The 16,424-nt window shown below is 64.8% G+C and carries 18 protein-coding genes; 7 read left to right on the plus strand and 11 right to left on the minus strand.

What is annotated here, in order from left to right:
- Positions 1 to 25 precede the first annotated feature (25 nt).
- On the plus strand, positions 26 to 1,090 hold the full coding sequence (locus ACDH77_RS10710; protein WP_031422845.1) for an SDR family oxidoreductase: 1,065 nt from the start codon (positions 26 to 28) through the stop codon (positions 1,088 to 1,090).
- A gap of 210 nt (positions 1,091 to 1,300) precedes the next feature.
- On the opposite strand, the gene lolD is transcribed toward ACDH77_RS10710, so the two are convergent.
- The 10 genes from lolD to ACDH77_RS10760 all read right to left on the minus strand — a co-directional run bounded on the left by lolD (position 1,301) and on the right by ACDH77_RS10760 (position 8,035).
- Positions 1,301 to 2,035, minus strand: a complete 735-nt coding sequence (lolD, locus tag ACDH77_RS10715; RefSeq protein ID WP_031422846.1) for a lipoprotein-releasing ABC transporter ATP-binding protein LolD — start codon at positions 2,033 to 2,035, stop codon at positions 1,301 to 1,303.
- Positions 2,028 to 3,269, minus strand: coding sequence for a lipoprotein-releasing ABC transporter permease subunit (locus ACDH77_RS10720; RefSeq protein ID WP_008576657.1), 1,242 nt, complete (start codon positions 3,267 to 3,269; stop codon positions 2,028 to 2,030). Before ACDH77_RS10720 ends, lolD begins: the two co-directional genes overlap by 8 nt.
- Positions 3,270 to 3,292: 23 nt before the next feature.
- Positions 3,293 to 3,745, minus strand: coding sequence for a hypothetical protein (locus ACDH77_RS10725; RefSeq protein ID WP_011347451.1), 453 nt, complete (start codon positions 3,743 to 3,745; stop codon positions 3,293 to 3,295).
- Positions 3,696 to 3,944, minus strand: a complete 249-nt coding sequence (locus ACDH77_RS10730) for a succinate dehydrogenase assembly factor 2 (protein ID WP_003482785.1) — start codon at positions 3,942 to 3,944, stop codon at positions 3,696 to 3,698. The genes ACDH77_RS10725 and ACDH77_RS10730 overlap by 50 nt, the downstream gene beginning before the upstream one ends.
- Positions 3,945 to 4,055: 111 nt before the next feature.
- On the minus strand, positions 4,056 to 4,838 hold the full coding sequence (locus tag ACDH77_RS10735) for a succinate dehydrogenase iron-sulfur subunit (protein WP_003482787.1): 783 nt from the start codon (positions 4,836 to 4,838) through the stop codon (positions 4,056 to 4,058).
- 16 nt (positions 4,839 to 4,854) lie between these two features.
- Complete coding sequence (locus tag ACDH77_RS10740; protein WP_031422850.1) at positions 4,855 to 5,058, minus strand: hypothetical protein; 204 nt, start codon at positions 5,056 to 5,058, stop codon at positions 4,855 to 4,857.
- A 9-nt stretch (positions 5,059 to 5,067) separates the two neighbouring features.
- Positions 5,068 to 6,858, minus strand: coding sequence for a succinate dehydrogenase flavoprotein subunit (gene sdhA / locus ACDH77_RS10745; RefSeq protein WP_005916748.1), 1,791 nt, complete (start codon positions 6,856 to 6,858; stop codon positions 5,068 to 5,070).
- A 33-nt stretch (positions 6,859 to 6,891) separates the two neighbouring features.
- Positions 6,892 to 7,278 (minus strand): succinate dehydrogenase, hydrophobic membrane anchor protein, encoded by a 387-nt coding sequence (sdhD, locus tag ACDH77_RS10750; protein WP_008576669.1) that lies wholly within the window; start codon positions 7,276 to 7,278, stop codon positions 6,892 to 6,894.
- Positions 7,275 to 7,670, minus strand: a complete 396-nt coding sequence (gene sdhC / locus ACDH77_RS10755) for a succinate dehydrogenase, cytochrome b556 subunit (protein WP_029819501.1) — start codon at positions 7,668 to 7,670, stop codon at positions 7,275 to 7,277. Before sdhC ends, sdhD begins: the two co-directional genes overlap by 4 nt.
- A gap of 56 nt (positions 7,671 to 7,726) precedes the next feature.
- Positions 7,727 to 8,035, minus strand: a complete 309-nt coding sequence (locus ACDH77_RS10760; protein ID WP_014090240.1) for a DUF1674 domain-containing protein — start codon at positions 8,033 to 8,035, stop codon at positions 7,727 to 7,729.
- On the opposite strand from ACDH77_RS10760, the gene ACDH77_RS10765 reads away from it, so the two are divergent.
- Positions 7,937 to 8,809: a YgfZ/GcvT domain-containing protein gene (locus ACDH77_RS10765; protein WP_031422853.1), complete on the plus strand. Its 873-nt coding sequence runs from the start codon at positions 7,937 to 7,939 to the stop codon at positions 8,807 to 8,809. The two genes, ACDH77_RS10760 and ACDH77_RS10765, sit on opposite strands and share 99 nt — an antisense overlap.
- A 132-nt stretch (positions 8,810 to 8,941) precedes the next feature.
- Here ACDH77_RS10765 and ACDH77_RS10770 read toward each other — a convergent pair whose 3' ends face one another.
- On the minus strand, positions 8,942 to 10,030 hold the full coding sequence (locus ACDH77_RS10770) for an ABC transporter ATP-binding protein (RefSeq protein ID WP_008576674.1): 1,089 nt from the start codon (positions 10,028 to 10,030) through the stop codon (positions 8,942 to 8,944).
- A 419-nt stretch (positions 10,031 to 10,449) separates the two neighbouring features.
- On the opposite strand from ACDH77_RS10770, the gene zwf reads away from it, so the two are divergent.
- The 5 genes from zwf to ACDH77_RS10795 all read left to right on the plus strand — a co-directional run bounded on the left by zwf (position 10,450) and on the right by ACDH77_RS10795 (position 16,360).
- On the plus strand, positions 10,450 to 11,880 hold the full coding sequence (gene zwf, locus ACDH77_RS10775) for a glucose-6-phosphate dehydrogenase (protein WP_008576676.1): 1,431 nt from the start codon (positions 10,450 to 10,452) through the stop codon (positions 11,878 to 11,880).
- Positions 11,877 to 12,884, plus strand: a complete 1,008-nt coding sequence (gene glk / locus ACDH77_RS10780; RefSeq protein ID WP_005929801.1) for a glucokinase — start codon at positions 11,877 to 11,879, stop codon at positions 12,882 to 12,884. The genes zwf and glk overlap by 4 nt, the downstream gene beginning before the upstream one ends.
- On the plus strand, positions 12,881 to 13,600 hold the full coding sequence (gene pgl, locus ACDH77_RS10785) for a 6-phosphogluconolactonase (protein WP_017156602.1): 720 nt from the start codon (positions 12,881 to 12,883) through the stop codon (positions 13,598 to 13,600). Before glk ends, pgl begins: the two co-directional genes overlap by 4 nt.
- Positions 13,601 to 13,731: 131 nt before the next feature.
- Positions 13,732 to 15,648 (plus strand): phosphogluconate dehydratase, encoded by a 1,917-nt coding sequence (edd, locus tag ACDH77_RS10790; RefSeq protein ID WP_008576679.1) that lies wholly within the window; start codon positions 13,732 to 13,734, stop codon positions 15,646 to 15,648.
- Between the two features lie 52 nt (positions 15,649 to 15,700).
- Positions 15,701 to 16,360, plus strand: coding sequence for a bifunctional 4-hydroxy-2-oxoglutarate aldolase/2-dehydro-3-deoxy-phosphogluconate aldolase (locus ACDH77_RS10795; RefSeq protein ID WP_372353452.1), 660 nt, complete (start codon positions 15,701 to 15,703; stop codon positions 16,358 to 16,360).
- Positions 16,361 to 16,424 lie beyond the last annotated feature (64 nt).

A 16,424-nucleotide genomic window follows, 5' to 3' on the forward strand; every position in this document is an offset into this window, starting at 1 on the left:
AATCCGTTTTCCAGGAGTCTCCCCCATGCGTAAAGGCATTGCATTGATCGTCGGTGTGACCGGCATCTCCGGTTACAACCTTGCCAACGTGCTGCTCGCCGACGGCTGGACCGTGTACGGCCTTGCACGCCGGCCACTGCCCCACGACGGTGTCATTCCGGTCGCGGCAGATCTACTGGACGCCGACAGCACCAACAGCGCGTTACGTGGCCTACCGATTACCCACGTGTTCTTCTGCACCTGGACCCGCCGCGATACCGAACGCGAGAACGTCCAGGCCAACGGCGCGATGATGCGGCACCTGTGCGATGCACTCAGCGATGCGCCGCTGCAGCACATGGCGCTGGTCACCGGCACCAAGCACTACCTGGGCGCCTTCGAGAATTACGGCAGCGGCAAGGCCGAGACGCCGTTTCGCGAAAGCGAGCCGCGCCAGCCGGGCGAAAACTTCTACTACACGCTGGAAGACCTGCTGTTTGCGCATGCGCAGCAGCACGGTTTCGGCTGGAGCGTACATCGCTCGCACACCATGATCGGCATGGCCAACGGCAGCAACGCCATGAACATGGGCGTGACGCTGGCGGTGTATGCATCGCTGTGCAAGCACACCGGGCAACCGTTCGTGTTCCCAGGGTCGCAAGCGCAGTGGAACAGCCTCACCGACCTCACCGATGCCGGGCTGCTCGGCCGCCAACTGGCCTGGGCCGGGCTTAGCCCCGCAGCGCGCAATCAGGCCTTCAACACCGTCAATGGCGATGTGTTCCGCTGGCGCTGGATGTGGGGCGAGATTGCGAAGTTCTTCCAACTCGATGCTGCGCCCTGCCCCGCTGTGCCTGAACCGCTGGAACCACGCATGAGCCAGACCGCACCTGCCCTGTGGGCTGAGGTGGCCGCGCAACACCAGCTGGTAGAGTCCGACGTCAATCGGCTTGCATCGTGGTGGCATACAGATGCCGACCTAGGCCGCGAGATCGAGTGCGTCAACGACATGACCAAGAGCCGCGAACTGGGTTTCCTCGACTTCCACGACAGCCGCGCCTCGTTCTTCGAACTATTTACCCGCCTGCGGGCACTGCGCATCATTCCTTGACCGATGCCATGGCATCGCCGCAGGCTGCATTGGCCTGCGGCGACCAGGCAGCTAATGCCCTGGCAGTCGGGGTGCATGCGATCGTGCGCTGCCACTGCACTTCAAAATTCGCCACCATTTCGGCTAACGGGCACAGCACCGGTGACCGCTGAAGATTCCACGCTCATACACGACGCGATCGGTCTGCCAACCGACCGCTTCGCCATGCGCTTACACCGCAGACGGCGCCAATTCGCGCAGCTTGCCCTGGTGTAGCTCCAGCACGCGGTCCAAGCGCCGTGCCAAGCCGCGGTCGTGCGTCACCAACACCAGGCTGGTGCGCTGGGCGCGGTTGAGCTCCAGCATCAGCTCGAACACGGTACCCGCGGTCTTGTCGTCCAGATTGCCGGTGGGCTCGTCGCCCAATACGCAGCCCGGCTTGTTGACCAATGCACGCGCCACCGCACAGCGCTGACGTTCGCCCCCGGAGAGTTCGCTGGGCTTGTGTTCGACGCGATGCCCAAGCCCAACCGATTCCAGCAGTTGCAGTGCCTGACCCTTGGCGACGGCCACATCCTTGCCGGACAACAGCACCGGCATCATCACGTTCTCCAACGCGGTGAATTCGGGCAACAAGTGATGGAACTGGTAGACGAAGCCAAGCGCCTGGTTACGCAGCTTGCCGCGCTGCGCGTCGGACAGCGCCGACATGCGCTCGCCGGCCACATACACCTCGCCGGAGGTCGGAATATCCAGCCCGCCGAGCAGATGCAGCAAGGTGCTCTTGCCGGCGCCGGAGGCACCGACGATCGCCACGGTTTCGCCGGTGGCCACCGAGAGATCCAGGCCATCGAATACCGGCGTGCGCATCTTGCCTTCGGCGTAGGTCTTGGCCAGCGCTTCGGCGCGGATCACCGCAGTTGCCTGTCCTGGTGTTTGCACGGCCGCTTCCCTGATCTCATTCATAGCGCAGCGCCTCCGCCGGCTGGGTGCGCGAAGCGCGCCACGCCGGGTACAAGGTCGCCAGGAAACTCATCACCAATGCCACCACGGTGATCACTACCACGTCCTGGGTTTGCATATCGGTCGGCAGGCCGGTGATGTAGTACACGTCTTCGGGTAGCAACTTGACGCTGAAAATCGTTTCGATCACGCCGAGGATGCGTTCGAGGTTGAACGTCAGCACGATGCCGCCGATCACGCCCATGAAGGTACCCATGAAGCCGATCAACGAGCCCTGCACCATGAATACCTGCATCACCCCGCCCGGCGACAGCCCGAGCGTGCGCAAGATGGCGATATCGGCCTGTTTGTCGGTCACCAGCATCACTTGCGAGGACACCAGGTTGAACGCTCCCATCGCCACGATCAGCGACAGCAGGATGCCCATCACCGTCTTTTCCATCTTCAAGGAGTGGTACAGGTTGGCGTTTTCCTGGGTCCAGTCGCTGACCCGATACGGGCCGTGCAACTTCACCGCCAAATCGCGCGCCACCGGCCAGGCCTGATCCATGTCATGCAGGCGCAGGCGCACGCCGGTGACGCCATCCATGCGCAGCACGCGCGCAAGGTCCTGCATGTTCACCACGGCCAGGCCGCGGTCGATCTCGTTGTATCCGGCCTCGAAAATACCGCTCACGGTAAAGCGCTTGAGCCGCGGCATCGCGCCCAGCGGCGTTGCCTGGGTGTCGCTGAGCAACACGACGATGCTGTCGCCGACATCCACGCCAAGCCACAACGCCAGCTCCTTGCCGATGACGATGTTGTACGAGCCAGGGGTCAGGCTGTCGACCGAGCCCTGCTGCATCTTCTTGGCCAGCACCGACACCTTGCCTTCTTCGGCAGGAATCACGCCGCGCACGATGGCCGGCTGCTTGCGCGGGCCCTGCAATAAGGATTCGGTTTCGATGTAGGGCGCGGCACCGGCTACGCGCGGATCGGACATGGCGACCTCGACCGCATGCTGCCAGTCGCGCATCGGCGCGCCTTCTGCACTGACAGTCGCGTGGGCAGCCATCTGCAGCAGGCGGTCGCGAATTTCCTTCTGGAAACCGCTCATCACTGCAAGCGTGGTGATCAGCACGGTCACGCCCAGGGCGATGCCCAGGATCGACGCCATCGAAATAAACGATATGAAGCCATTGCGCCGCTTGGCACGCAGATAGCGCAAGCCGATGGCAACCGGGATAGGTTTGAACATGCGGTTCAACCGGGAAAGGGACGCTATGGTGCCACTAGCGGCCGCCCCGACGAAATGGCGTGGGCCTGAGCGGCCAGACGCAGTTCACGTCGTTGCGGCGCCGGCAAGGTGTCCGGCCAGAAATGCAGGCGCTCGCGCCGGCCATCCGCTCGCCTCCACGACACCACCGCAAGCGGTCCGCGCCAACGGACCTGCAGCCCTTCCACCTGCATACCGTCAATGCTGGCGGGCGTTTGCGTCCATGGCACCAGCAACTGCCTCACTGGCGAACGCAACAGCTGGCGCACTGCTCGCCCGCCTGCAAACACCGCGTACGCCGACAACGACACGGCCAGCCACGGTGGTACGCCACTGCGCCACACCGCGCACACGGCCAGCGCCACCAACACGCTCAATGCGCAAATCAACCAGCGCGAGGGGCGCCACTCAAGCCGGCAAGGCGCGAATATCGGCGATGAGTGCGGCGTTGGCGGCATCGGGGCAAGCCTCGTATCCCATGAACCAGCGCCACAACTTATCGTCTTCGCAATCCAGTAGCTGTAGGAAAACCGCGCGCTCGGCGTCGGGAGCCTGCGCCCAGCGTTGATCAAGGTAGCGCCCGAACAATTGGTCGAGTTCGCGCATGCCGCGCCGGCAACGCCAGCGCAGTTTTTTCAGCAGGGTTTGTTCGTCCATTCTCACTCTCCACCGCACCGCATGGCGGGCCAAAAACGACAGCGGCACCTGACCCAAGGGCCGGTGCCGCTGCGAACCACATCCCCGTGGTGGGGAATCAATGCCGTGCAATCAGGCGCGACGCGCCATCATCAGCTTCTTGATTTCGGCGATCGCCAGCGCCGGGTTCAAGCCCTTCGGGCAGGTCCGTGCGCAGTTCATGATGGTGTGGCAGCGATACAGCTTGAACGGGTCTTCCAGATCGTCCAGACGCGCACCGGTGTCTTCGTCGCGCGAATCGATGATCCAACGGTAGGCCTGCAGCAGGATCGCCGGGCCCAGATACCGCTCGCCATTCCACCAGTAGCTTGGGCAACTGGTCGAGCAGCATGCGCACAGGATGCACTCGTACAATCCGTCGAGCTTGCGACGGTCTTCGGGCGACTGCAGGCGCTCGCGGTCCGGCGGCGGCGGGGTCTGGGTACGGATCCACGGCTTGATCGACGCGTACTGCGCATAGAAATGCGTCAGATCCGGCACCAGGTCCTTGATCACGCTCATGTGCGGCAGCGGATAGATCGGCACCTCGGACTTGCCGCATGCGGCAATCGCCTTGGTGCAGGCCAGCGTGTTGGTGCCATCGATGTTCATCGCGCACGAGCCGCAAATGCCCTCGCGGCAGGAGCGACGGAACGCCAGCGTCGGGTCGATCTCGTTCTTGATCTTGATCAGCGCGTCCAGGACCATCGGGCCGCATTTATCCAGATCGATCTCGTAACTGTCGGTGCGCGGGTTGGCGTCGACGTCCGGATCCCAGCGGTAGACCTTGAAGGTGCGCGTGTTCTTGGCGCCCTTTGCAGGGTAATGCTTGCCCTTGCCGATCTTTGAATTCTTGGGGAGGGTGAACTCTGCCATAGCTGCTCTCGTTGGCTCAGGCGATGCGCGGTGCGGACGACAACTGCACCGTGCGCATGAAGGTAAAGATGACGGATGCCACTGCCGAAGCAGTCGCACAGCGGCCGGCCATGTGCCGGCACTGCTCCAGCGTCATGCCACGACCACACTGCTGCACCGACTCGCCGCCACGCGCCGAGGCGATGGCAAGCGATGACAAGGCAACGGTGGGTCGCTGCATGCGCATCGATCAGTAAACGCGCGGCTTCGGCGGGACCACGTCCACGTCCTTGCTCAGCGTGTACATGTGCACAGGGCGGTAATCGAATTCGCACTTGCCCTTGTCGTCGACGGTCACCAGCGTGTGCTTCTGCCAGTTGACATCGTCGCGATCCGGGAAGTCTTCGTGCGAATGCGCGCCGCGGCTTTCCTTGCGCTGTTCGGCCGAATTGATCGTCGCCACCGCGTTGAGCAGCAGGTTGTTCAATTCATAGGTCTCGATCAGGTCCGAATTCCACACCAGCGAACGGTCAGACACCTTGACGTCTTCGAAGGTGGCGAAGATCTCGGCCATCTTGTCCACGCCCTCTTTCAGCGTCTTGCTGGTGCGGAACACGGCGGCGTCCGACTGCATGGTGCGCTGCATGTTGTCGCGGATCACGGCCGTCGGCGTGGAGCCGTTGGCGTGACGCAGCTTGTCCAGCAGGCCCAAGGCCTTGTCGCAGGCATCGGACGGCAGCGTCTTGTGCGGCTGATTGGGCTTGACCGTCTCGGCACAGCGATTGGCAACCGCGCGGCCGAACACCACCAGGTCCAGCAGCGAGTTCGAACCCAGACGGTTTGCACCATGGACCGAGACGCACGCCGCCTCGCCGATGGCATACAGGCCCGGCACCACGGCATCCGCATCGTCGCCCTGCTTGCGCACGACCTCGCCGTAGAAGTTGGTCGGAATGCCACCCATGTTGTAGTGCACGGTCGGCAGCACCGGGATCGGCTGCTTGGTCACGTCCACGCCGGCGAAGATGTGTGCGCTTTCGGCGATGCCGGGCAGCTTTTCGTTGATCACTTCCGGACCAAGGTGGGTCAGGTCGAGCAGGATGTGATCCTTGTGCTCGCCCACGCCACGGCCTTCTCGAATTTCCACCGTCATCGAACGCGACACCACGTCGCGCGACGCCAGATCCTTGTAATGCGGTGCGTAGCGCTCCATGAAGCGCTCGCCATTGCTGTTGCGCAGGATGCCGCCTTCGCCGCGCACGCCCTCGGTGATCAGGCAGCCCGCGCCGTAGATGCCGGTGGGGTGGAACTGCACGAATTCCATGTCCTGCACCGGCAGGCCGGCACGCATCACCAGGCCGCCGCCGTCACCGGTACAGGTGTGTGCGGAGGTGGCGCTGAAGTAGGCACGGCCGTAACCGCCGGTCGCCAGCACCACGCCGTGGGCGCGGAACAGATGTAGCGAGCCTTCTGCCATGTCCAGTGCGAGCACGCCACGGCAGACGCCTTCTTCGTCGAAGATCAGATCGAGCGCGAAGTACTCGATCATGAAGCGTGCGTTGTGCGCCAGCGACTGCTGATACAGCGTATGCAGCATGGCGTGGCCGGTCCGGTCGGCTGCGGCGCAGGTACGCTGCGCTGACGGGCCTTCGCCATACTTGGTGGTCATGCCGCCGAACGGGCGCTGGTAGATCTTGCCCTCTTCGGTACGCGAGAACGGCACGCCGTAGTGTTCGAGCTCGATGATGGCCGGAATCGCTTCACGACACATGTACTCGATCGCGTCCTGGTCACCCAGCCAATCGGAGCCCTTGATGGTGTCGTAAAAGTGATAACGCCAGTCGTCCTCGCCCATGTTGCCCAGCGCCGCGGAAATACCGCCCTGCGCTGCCACGGTGTGCGAACGGGTCGGGAAGACCTTGGTCAGGCAGACCGTCTGCAGGCCCTTCTGGGCCAGGCCGAACGTGGCGCGCAGGCCGGCGCCACCGGCGCCCACCACGACCATGTCGTACTTGTGTTCTGTGATCTTGTAAGCGGACATCGAATTATGGGTTCCTGTTTGGTCGCTGACGACTCAGCTCATGCCCAGCGCGATACGCGCCACGGCAAATACGCTGACGATGGCGCCCAGCACGGCAACAAAACGCACGAGGGTCTGCGCAATCAGTGCGAGCAGCGAGTCGTGGACGTAGTCTTCCAGTACCACCTGCATGCCAAGCTGGGCATGCCAGAACGAGGCAATGAGGAAAGCGACAAGCAAAATCGCATTCCACGGCTTGGCCACTGCGGCGGTGGCGGCAGCGTGATCGGCACCGATCAGGCTCAGCACGAAGATCAGGAACCAGATCGACAGCGGCACCAGTGCGGCCGCGGTCAGGCGCTGGATCACGAAATGTTCGGTACCGGTCTTGGCGGCGCCCAGGCCGCGCACATTCTTCAGCGGGGTACGGTAGCGGCTCATACGGCACCTCCGGACAGCAGTACGTAAGCCCAGATGGCGATAGTCAGCACAAGGCTCAGAACCACCGACAACCAACCCATGCTGATGAACGAGCGCACGGCGTAGCCTTGCCCGAAGTCCTGCAGCATGTGGCGCAAGCCACCGAACAGGTGGAAGGCGAAAGACCAGGTCCAGCCGAACAGGAATACCTGCCCATACCAGGTGGCAGCCTGATCGCGGAAACAATTCCAATGGTCGGGGCCAAGCATCAAGGTGAGCAAGGCAGCGGCAATTCCCAGTGCGCCGACGGACAGTACGATGCCGGTGGCTCGATTGAGAATCGAGGTCACCATCTGTATCTGCCAACGGTATACCTGGAGATGCGGGGAGAGAGGACGTTCGCGGATCGCCATTCGCTGGGCTCGTTTTCTCGGCTGGGCGGCACTAGGCCGCTGTGGCTAAAAGCTGCTCAAAAATCGATGCAGCGTCCATTTTTTTCCCAGTCGCCGTAGCGCGTTGGCTCGGGGCCGTCGCGCCCACCAATCTCCTTCGGCAGTGGCTTTTTCTCGGGAATATGCTCCTGAGAAGAAGGCTGCGTCTCGGAATCCTGCGCTGGGGTGGGGGTTGGATGGCCTATCATAGTGCTCTCACAACTTGGCGATTTTAGTCCTCCCCTTCCGTGGCTGACAACCTGAATCTTATTCCGCAGGGTTTTGGCTCCCTGCACGACATGCAATACGTCCGATTGGCCGGTACGGATGCAGTGGCGTTTGCGCATGCCCAATTTGCCAATGACGTACAGGCGCTGGCGGTTGGGCAGTGGCAGTGGAACGCGTGGCTGACGGCGAAGGGGCGCGTGATTTCCATCTTCGCACTCCTGCGTGAGGACGACGCACACCTGCTGATGCTGTTGCCGGACGGCAACGCGGCCGAGATCGCCGCGCAACTCGGCCGTTTCGTGTTCCGCCGCAAGCTGAAAATCAGCGCTGCCGCGCTGCTCGCCTACGGCGGCTTCGTAGCGCCGGAACACGCGCATGCCGCGCAAGCCGACCTCGGAACCCAGCGTATCGAACTGGATCTGGGTAGCGCAGCGCTGCCGCGCACGCTATTGCTCTACAGCCCGGATGCATTGGCGATGCCTATCGAACTGCCGAGCGCAGAGGCGCAGTGGCGGACGACCGATCTGCAACTGGGGCTCGCCCGCCTGGTCGAGAGCCAGCGCGAACAGTGGACGCCGCAGCAGTTGGCACTGGACCGCCTGCAGGCGTACAGCGTCAAGAAAGGCTGCTACCCGGGCCAGGAAATCGTGGCGCGGACGCACTTCCTGGGCAAGGCCAAGCGCGTCTTGCAGCTGCTCGAAACGGATGCGGCCGTGGATGCAGGCGATGCCGTCGCATTGGACGGTAGCGCGATCGGCACGGTAGTGAGCGTGGCCGGCAACCTCGCGCTGGCGGTATTGCCGTTGGAACTGACGCTGGACGCCGGTACCGCGTTGCAGGCAGGCACGCATGGCGCCCGCCCACGCGCACTCACGACGGGGCTGGAGCGTTAGCGGCAAAAAAACGCAGCGAGCCGTGCCAGGCGGGCGTGGGCATCGCGCAGCACGCAGTGGCCCAACGACACCCGCCAATTCCGAGCGCCGGCCGTGTCCGTCTGGCGGCTGCGTCGCTGTTGACCAGTTTGCCTAAGCCGCCTCCAGCCGCTGGCCGGTGGCTGGATCGAAAAAGTGCAAGGCCTCGCTGCGCAATGCCAGGCGCAATGGCTGGCCTACCGCCGGCAAGCTCTGCGGCGGGACACGGATCACCAGCGGCTGACCGCCACGGTCGAGATTGAGGAAGATCTCGTTGCCGACCGGCTCGATCACATCGACCCGCGCATCGAAGCCCAGGACCGCATCGTCGGACGGCTGCAAGTGCTCCGGGCGCACGCCGACGATCACGTCCTGGCCGAACCAAGCCGCATCGACCCGCGCCGCACCCAGCGGCACGCGCCAGCCATCGGCCATGACCAGGTGCAGGCCGTCCTGCGCGTCCAGACGCCCCTGCAGCACGTTCATCGCCGGGCTGCCGAGGAACCCGGCCACGAACAGATTGGCCGGACGGTCGTATAGCGCCATCGGACTGTCGATCTGCTGGATCACGCCATCCTTGAGCACCACGATACGCTGGCCAAGCGTCATCGCTTCGACCTGATCGTGGGTGACGTAGATCATGGTGGTGCCAAGCTTGCGGTGCAGCTGCGCGATCTCGGTGCGCACGCTGTGGCGCAACTTGGCGTCCAGGTTGGACAGCGGCTCGTCGAGCAGGAACACCGAGGATTCGCGCACCATCGCCCGGCCCAGCGCCACGCGCTGACGCTGACCGCCGGACATCGCCTTGGGCAGCTTGTCCAGCATCGGCGTCAGGCCCAACAGCTCTGCGGCGTTGTTGACGCGTTCGGCGATGACCTGCTTCGGATGCCCGCGCAGCTTGAGCCCGAACGCCAGGTTTTCGGCCACGGTCATGTGCGGATACAGCGCGTAGCTCTGGAACACCATGGCGATGTCGCGATCCTTCGGCGCCACGTCGTTGACCACGCGCTCGCCGATCTTCAGCGTGCCGGCGCTGATGTCTTCAAGCCCGGCAATCATGCGCAACAGGGTCGACTTGCCGCAGCCGGACGGCCCCACCAGCACCATCAGCTCGCCGTCGGCCACTTCGAAACTTGCGCCCTGCACCGCCACCTGGCCATTGTCGTAGACCTTGCGGACACCTTCCAACTGCACTTTCGCCATCGTTCGGCCTCAACGTAAGTTGTGCGCCCTGCCCTCGGCCCTCCCGATGGCGGTGACGCCGCATGCGCTTGCGAGGAATTCCCTGCAAACGAATGCATTGGTTTATTCTGACATGTAATCGTTTTCACATGGCAACATCGATCTCTGGAGGACCATGCCGCCACGCAGGTATGACGCATTGCCTGCAGTGCAGCTCGCCGCACGACGCATGGCATGCCATCACGCAGGTGCAGCTATGCCGCCATGGCGCTAACCGCTGATCGCCAGTTGCTGCAACAATCCGGGACTGGGTGTCAGCGTCCATCCCCCGCTGCGCGCACGCAAGTGTCGCTCAGGAACAGACGTACCGACCGCCGGACGACCGGCGCCTTTCCGACAAGCTGCTGATAACGATGTCTCCAGAATCTGAAACGCGGTCCATGCACAACACCCTGATCCTGTTTGGCGCCACCGGCGATCTTGCCCAGCGCTATCTCTTTCCTTCCCTGCTGCGCCTGTTCATCGACGGCCTGCTGCCGGAGGACTTCCGCATCCGTGCGCTGGCGCTGTCGCCGCACGACACCGATGCATTTCGCGAAGTACTGCGGCCACGCCTGACCGAAGCATTGCCGATCGCGACCGCCGAACAGATCGACACGCTGCTGCAGCGAATCGATTACCGCTCGGTGGATCTGCGCGATGCCGAGTCGGTGGCCAATGCGGTCCGCGAGCTGGCCAGCCGCCGCTGTGTGAGCTACCTGGCGATCCCGCCGGGCCTGTACATCAGCACCTGCCAGGGCCTGGCGCTGGGTGGCGCGCTGGAGGCACCGCATCGCTTGATGCTGGAAAAACCGATCGGCCACGACTCCGACAGCGCCCGCGACATCCTGCAGTCGATCGGCGCGCTGATCGACGAGGACCGCGTGTTCCGCCTGGACCACTACCTGGGCAAGGCGGCGGTGCAGAACCTGATCGCACTGCGCTTCGGCAACACGCTGCTGGAGGCGGTCTGGAACCGCGCCTACATCGAGTCGGTGCAGATCCTGGTCGCCGAAAGCGAAGGCGTCGACGGGCGCGACGCCTACTACGCCCGCTCCGGCGCACTGCGCGACATGGTGCAGAGCCATATCCTGCAGCTGTTGTGCCTGGTGGCAATGGAGCCGCCGGCCTCGCTGGAAGCCGACCGCATCCGCGATGAGAAGGTCAAGGTGCTGCGCGCCCTGCGTCCGATGACCGCCGAGCACGCCGCGCATGACTGCGTGCGCGGCCGCTACACTGCCGGCAGCATCAACGGACAGCCGGCGCAGGCCTACCACCCGCCGGAAGGCAGCGACGTGGAAACTTTCGTCGCCGTCACCGCGCATATCGACAACTGGCGTTGGGCCGGCGTGCCGTTCCACCTGTGCACCGGCAAGCGACTGGCCGAGCGCTCCACCCGCATCGTGGTGACGCTTAAGCCCGTGACGCATTGGCTGTTCGAACGCCCCGACCGCCAGAATGCGGTGCCGAACCGCCTGACCTTCCAGTTGCAGCCGCAGGAAAACATCGAACTCGGCCTGATGAGCAGCCTGGCTGGCCCGGAATGGGGCGCGATCGAACTGCAGCCGTTGGAACTGGAACTGTCAGTGCCGACTGGCCTGCACCGTCGTATCGCCTACGAACGTCTGTTTGTGGACGCCTTCAACGGCAACCCCGCGCTGTTCGTGCGCGACGACGAGGTCAAGGCGGCGTGGTCGTGGATAGACAGCGTCAGCGACGCCTGGAAAGACGCCGCGCTGCCGCTGCAGCCCTACCCGGCCGGCAGCTGGGGGCCCGAATCCGCCGCCCACTTCCTGCCCCCTGCCACCGACGCACAGGGAAACAACGCATGACCGCTCCTTCCAAGCCGGTGCTTGTTGCCGATATCGGCGGAACCAATGCGCGCTTCGCGCTGGCCGATGTCGACGCTTCGGTGCCGTTGCTGGATGACACCTCGCGCGAATTTGCCGTGGTGGACTTCGGTTCGCTGGGCGAAGCCGCGCGCTATTACCTCGACCAGATCGGCGTGCAGGCCACCCAGGGCGTGTTCGCCGTGGCAGGCCGCGTGGATGGCGACGAGGCGCGCATCACCAACCATCCCTGGGTGATCTCGCGCTCGCGCACCGCCACCATGCTGGGTTTCAGTACCTTGCATCTGATCAACGACTTTGCCGCGCAGGCCATGGCCATCAGCCTGCTGCGCCCGCAGGACGTGGTGCAGGTGGGCGGCGCCAGCTGGCGGCCGGCGCCGATCGATCAAGCGCGCAACTATGGCGTGATCGGCCCGGGCACCGGCCTGGGCGTGGGTGGCCTGATCATTCGCAACGGGCGCTGCTTTCCGCTGGAAACCGAAGGCGGCCATGTCAGCTTCCCGCCCGGCACGCCGGAAGAAATCCGCATCCTGGAAATCCTGTCCGAGCAGTTCGGCCGGGTCTCCAACGAGCGGCTGATCTGCGGCCCTGGCCTGGTCAACATCCATCGCGCGCTCAGCGAGATCGCCGGCGTCGATCCCGGCCCGCTGCAACCCAAGGACATCACCGCGCGCGCGGCCGCGGGCGACCCGCGGTCCTCGCGCACCATCGACCTGTTCTGCGCCATCTTCGGTGCGATCGCCGGCGACATGGTGCTGATGCAGGGCGCCTGGGACGGCGTGTTCCTCACCGGCGGGCTGGTGCCCAAGGTGCTGGATTCGCTCCAGCATTCCGGCTTTCGCCAGCGCTTCGAGCACAAGGGCCGTTTCTCCGCGATCATGTCGAAGGTGCCATCGCTGGCGGTCATGCACCCGCATGCCGGCCTGCTGGGCGCCGCCGCATACGCGGTGGATGCACAACGTCAGCACCCCGGGGAGCAGCGATGAACCTGCAGGACAACCCGCGCATCGCCCTGGTGCGCTACGACGACCCGGCCGAGTGGACCGAGGCGGTGGCCAGCGAAATGGCCGACCTGCTGGAACAGGAAATCTCCCGGCGCGGCCAGGCACGCATGCTGTTGTCGGGCGGTACCACGCCTGCGCCGGTGTACGAGTCCCTCGCCCACCGGCCGCTGGACTGGTCGCGGGTGGAAGTGGGCCTGGTCGATGAGCGCTGGTTGTCGCCGCAGGATCAGGACAGCAATGCCTGGCTGGTGAATCACAGCTTCCTGACCCACGCACCGGCCGCGACCTTCATCCCGCTGGTTCGCCCAGGCAAGCAATTGCCCGAATGCGTGCACACCGCCAACCTGCAGGCCACGCATGCCGAACCGGCCTGCCTGGCGGTGCTGGGCATGGGCGGCGACGGGCACACCGCGTCGTTGTTCCCGGGGGCCACCGACCTGCCCAAGGCGCTCGCCAGCCCGCAGCCGTATGCCTCGCTGGATGCCACCGGCTGCCCGGGCTCGAACCAATGGCCGTTACGCATCACCCTCACACCTGCAGGGCTTGCCAGCATTCCGACGCGCCTGCTGTTGTTGCGCGGCAAGCAGAAGCTGGACGTGCTGCAGGCTGCGCTGGCAGGCGACGATGTCAACGAATATCCCATCCGCGTGGCGCTGCAGCAGCCTGGTCCGCGGTTGCGGGTGCATTGGTGTGCTTGAATGCGAGTGGTTTGATGCGAGTCCTTCGCAACAGCCGATGCGATGCGAGTCCCTCGAAAAAACCCGCACATCCATGTGCGGGGAATTAAAAGAGCATTTCCTTCCCCCCTGTTTCTCATAGCCGGTAGCCAATGAGCCTGCATCCGAATATCCAAGCCGTCACCGACCGTATCCGCAAGCGCAGCGCTCCCTCGCGCGCAGCGTATCTGGCCGGTCTCGATGCTGCCCTGCGTGAGGGTCCGTTCCGTAGCCGCTTGAGCTGCGGCAATCTTGCGCATGGCTTCGCTGCGTCCGAGCCGGGCGACAAATCGCGCCTGCGTGGTGCGGCCACGCCGAACCTGGGCATCATCACTGCCTATAACGACATGTTGTCGGCACATCAGCCGTTCGAACACTACCCGCAGCTGATCCGCGAGACTGCCCGCGCGCTCGGTGCCACCGCACAGGTGGCCGGTGGCGTGCCGGCGATGTGCGACGGCGTCACCCAGGGCCGCGCCGGCATGGAGCTGTCGCTGTTTTCGCGCGACAACATCGCCCAGGCGACAGCCATCGGCCTGAGCCACGACATGTTCGACAGCGTGGTGTACCTGGGCGTCTGCGACAAGATCGTGCCGGGCCTGCTGATCGGTGCGCTGGCGTTCGGCCATTTGCCGGCGATTTTCATGCCGGCCGGCCCGATGACGCCGGGCATTCCGAACAAGCAGAAGGCCGAAGTGCGCGAACGCTACGCCGCTGGCGAAGCCACGCGCGCCGAGCTGCTGGAAGCCGAGGCATCGTCCTACCACTCGCCGGGCACCTGCACCTTCTACGGCACGGCCAACTCCAACCAGGTCTTGCTCGAAGCGATGGGCGTGCAGCTGCCCGGCGCCTCGTTCGTCAATCCGGAGCTGCCGTTGCGTGATGCGTTGACCCGCGAAGGCACCGCGCGCGCATTGGCGATCTCGGCGTTGGGCGAAGATTTCCGTCCATTCGGTCGCCTGATCGACGAGCGCGCCATCGTCAACGCCGTGGTCGCGCTGATGGCGACCGGTGGCTCGACCAACCACACCATCCACTGGATCGCAGTGGCGCGTGCGGCCGGCATCGTGCTGACCTGGGACGACATGGACCTGATTTCGCAGACGGTGCCGCTGCTGACGCGCATCTACCCGAACGGCGAAGCCGACGTGAATCGCTTCCAGGCCGCTGGCGGCACGGCATTCGTGTTCCGCGAGCTGATGGACGCCGGCTACATGCACGACGACCTACCCACCGTGGTGGAAGGCGGCATGCGTGCCTACATCAATGAGCCGCGCCTGCAGGACGGCAAGGTGACCTACGTGCCAGGCACTCCCACCACCGCCGACGACAGCGTGGCGCGTCCGGTCGGCGATGCCTTCGAATCGCAAGGCGGGCTGCGCCTGCTGCGCGGCAATCTCGGTCGCTCGTTGATCAAGCTGTCGGCAGTCAAGCCGCAGCATCGCAGCATCCAGGCGCCGGCCGTGGTGATCGATACGCCTCAGGTGCTCAACAAACTGCATGCCGCCGGCGTGTTGCCGCACGATTTCGTGGTGGTGTTGCGCTACCAGGGCCCGCGCGCAAACGGCATGCCGGAGCTGCATTCGATGGCGCCGCTGCTGGGCCTGCTGCAGAACCAGGGCCGGCGCGTGGCATTGGTCACCGACGGCCGCCTGTCCGGTGCCTCGGGCAAGTTCCCGGCCGCAATCCACCTGACGCCCGAAGCGGCACGCGGCGGCCCGATCGGGCGCGTACGCGAAGGCGACATCGTGCGCCTGGACGGCGAAGCCGGCACCCTGGAAGTGCTGGTCTCGGCCGAAGAATGGGCATCGCGCGAGGTTGCACCCAATACGTCCGTTGCCGGCAATGACCTGGGCCGCAATCTGTTCGCCATCAACCGCCAGGTCGTCGGCCCCGCCGACCAGGGCGCGATTTCGATTTCCTGCGGCCCGACCCATCCGGACGGTGCGCTGTGGAGCTACGACGCCGAGTACGAACTCGGTGCCGATGCTGCCGCTGCGGCAGCACCGCACGAGTCCAAGGACGCCTGATCCCCTTCCCTCTCTGCGGCCGCTCCGGCGGTCGCCGTCACCCGGAGTTGCAATGACGATTGCCCAGACCCAGAACACCGCCGAACAGTTGCTGCGCGATGCCGGCATCCTGCCGGTGGTCACCGTGGACACGCTGGACCAGGCGCGCCGCGTCGCCGATGCGCTGCTCGAAGGCGGTCTGCCCGCGATCGAGCTGACCCTGCGCACGCCGGTTGCCATCGATGCGCTGGCGATGCTCAAGCGCGAGCTGCCCAACATCGTGATCGGCGCCGGCACGGTGCTCAGCGAGCTGCAACTGCGCCAGTCGGTGGATGCCGGTGCAGACTTTCTGGTGACCCCGGGCACGCTGGCGCCGCTGGCGCGCCTGCTGGCGGATGCACCGATCCCGGCGGTTCCAGGCGCGGCCACCCCGACCGAGCTGCTGACGTTGATGGGCCTGGGCTTTCGCGTCTGCAAGTTGTTCCCGGCCACCGCCGTGGGCGGTCTGCAGATGCTCAAGGGCCTGGCTGGCCCGTTGTCCGAGCTCAAGCTCTGCCCCACCGGCGGCATCAGCGAGTCCAACGCCGCCGAGTTCCTGGCGCAGCCGAACGTGCTGTGCATCGGCGGCTCGTGGATGGTGCCCAAGGACTGGCTGGCGCAGGGCCAGTGGGACAAGGTCAAGGAAAGTTCGGCCAAGGCGGCGGCGATCGTGCGGCAGGTGCGTGCAGGCTGACGCGCTGACGCCATCTCCAGCGGGTTGATCGTTGGATGACTTCGAATCTGTACGCCGATACAGA

The sequence above is a fragment of the Xanthomonas axonopodis pv. maculifoliigardeniae genome (assembly GCF_041519315.1).
GTDB lineage: Bacteria > Pseudomonadota > Gammaproteobacteria > Xanthomonadales > Xanthomonadaceae > Xanthomonas > Xanthomonas euvesicatoria.

Excerpts from the sequence above, each read along its gene's own strand:
- edd (WP_008576679.1), top strand. The coding sequence starts at position 13,732 with ATGAGCCTGCATCCGAATATCCAAGCCGTCACCGACCGTATCCGCAAG.
- ACDH77_RS10710 (WP_031422845.1), top strand. The coding sequence starts at position 26 with ATGCGTAAAGGCATTGCATTGATCGTCGGTGTGACCGGCATCTCCGGT.
- ACDH77_RS10720 (WP_008576657.1), bottom strand. The coding sequence starts at position 3,269 with ATGTTCAAACCTATCCCGGTTGCCATCGGCTTGCGCTATCTGCGTGCC.
- zwf (WP_008576676.1), top strand. The coding sequence starts at position 10,450 with ATGCACAACACCCTGATCCTGTTTGGCGCCACCGGCGATCTTGCCCAG.
- lolD (WP_031422846.1), bottom strand. The coding sequence starts at position 2,035 with ATGAATGAGATCAGGGAAGCGGCCGTGCAAACACCAGGACAGGCAACT.
- ACDH77_RS10760 (WP_014090240.1), bottom strand. The coding sequence starts at position 8,035 with ATGCGCAAACGCCACTGCATCCGTACCGGCCAATCGGACGTATTGCAT.
- sdhC (WP_029819501.1), bottom strand. The coding sequence starts at position 7,670 with ATGGCGATCCGCGAACGTCCTCTCTCCCCGCATCTCCAGGTATACCGT.
- ACDH77_RS10725 (WP_011347451.1), bottom strand. The coding sequence starts at position 3,745 with ATGCCGCCAACGCCGCACTCATCGCCGATATTCGCGCCTTGCCGGCTT.
- sdhA (WP_005916748.1), bottom strand. The coding sequence starts at position 6,858 with ATGTCCGCTTACAAGATCACAGAACACAAGTACGACATGGTCGTGGTG.
- ACDH77_RS10735 (WP_003482787.1), bottom strand. The coding sequence starts at position 4,838 with ATGGCAGAGTTCACCCTCCCCAAGAATTCAAAGATCGGCAAGGGCAAG.
- ACDH77_RS10730 (WP_003482785.1), bottom strand. The coding sequence starts at position 3,944 with ATGGACGAACAAACCCTGCTGAAAAAACTGCGCTGGCGTTGCCGGCGC.
- ACDH77_RS10740 (WP_031422850.1), bottom strand. The coding sequence starts at position 5,058 with ATGCAGCGACCCACCGTTGCCTTGTCATCGCTTGCCATCGCCTCGGCG.
- ACDH77_RS10795 (WP_372353452.1), top strand. The coding sequence starts at position 15,701 with ATGACGATTGCCCAGACCCAGAACACCGCCGAACAGTTGCTGCGCGAT.
- pgl (WP_017156602.1), top strand. The coding sequence starts at position 12,881 with ATGAACCTGCAGGACAACCCGCGCATCGCCCTGGTGCGCTACGACGAC.
- sdhD (WP_008576669.1), bottom strand. The coding sequence starts at position 7,278 with ATGAGCCGCTACCGTACCCCGCTGAAGAATGTGCGCGGCCTGGGCGCC.
- ACDH77_RS10770 (WP_008576674.1), bottom strand. The coding sequence starts at position 10,030 with ATGGCGAAAGTGCAGTTGGAAGGTGTCCGCAAGGTCTACGACAATGGC.
- glk (WP_005929801.1), top strand. The coding sequence starts at position 11,877 with ATGACCGCTCCTTCCAAGCCGGTGCTTGTTGCCGATATCGGCGGAACC.